We start from the raw sequence: 967 nt of genomic DNA on the forward strand, positions 1-967 counted from the left end.
GTACTGTAAGACCCTTAACATCTACTTCTGTATTTTCTTCTGCTGTTTTTACAGTCTTAGTTGGTATTAAAACTTTACCTGTATTTGTTATCATAGTTTCTGTTACAGAATTACTTGGTATTTTAGCTAAATGATAAACAACAACTTGTTTTTCATTCTTATAATCTAAATCATTTACTGAATCTACTTTCTTTCCGTTTACTGTTATTGATTCAACTTGATATCCCTTAGGAATATTTAATTTATATTCTTTTGATTTAGTATCAACTTGTCCAACTTCTTTCACAACATTAGTAGGTGCTTCGTTTCCTATTTGTGTTTTATAAGTTATTTCTCCATTTATAGGAACTACATTATAGCTTACTACTTCACCATTAAATGCAACTTTAACATCATTACTATTTGTATAAGTATTTATATTCTTATTAGCAATTAATGTTATTTCTTTATTATTTGGATTAGATACTGTTATATTTTCTAATTTATAATTTGAAGGTATTTTATCTTCAATATTAACTATTGATGTATTAAATGGTAGCTTATATTCATTATGATATAGAATAGCACCATTTTGATTTACTACTCTTTCGCCAACATTCATCATTTTTGGTGATAAATTATAAACTATTGTAATATCTTTATCTCCAAATACCTTTGGAAGATCTGCTTCTGAAGTTTTAACTCCATTAACTGTTATATCGTTAAGCTCATAATCACTATTATCCCAAGTTGGAGCAACCTCTTTATAAGCTTCACCTTGATAATTTGTTGTTACAACAGGCTTACCTATTACTTTTCCATCAACCATAGCTTCAACTGTTATTGTTGATTTAGCTATAGGTGACACGATATAAGTTATGTTAAGGTTCTTATCTGGCATAACTTCTGGTAATTTATTAGCTGGTGTTTTTACTCCATCCACAAGAATATAGTCTAATTTATATTCTTTTTTATCCCAATTATTATC

1 protein-coding gene is annotated in these 967 nt (G+C 27.5%); it reads right to left on the reverse strand.

What is annotated here, in order from left to right:
• Window positions 1-967: hypothetical protein (locus BN8917_RS14390; RefSeq protein WP_159426741.1), on the reverse strand; the 967-nt coding region annotated here is incomplete at both ends.

The sequence above is a fragment of the Clostridium mediterraneense genome (genome assembly GCF_900091705.1).
In the GTDB taxonomy this organism is placed as follows: domain Bacteria; phylum Bacillota; class Clostridia; order Clostridiales; family Clostridiaceae; genus Sarcina; species Sarcina mediterraneense.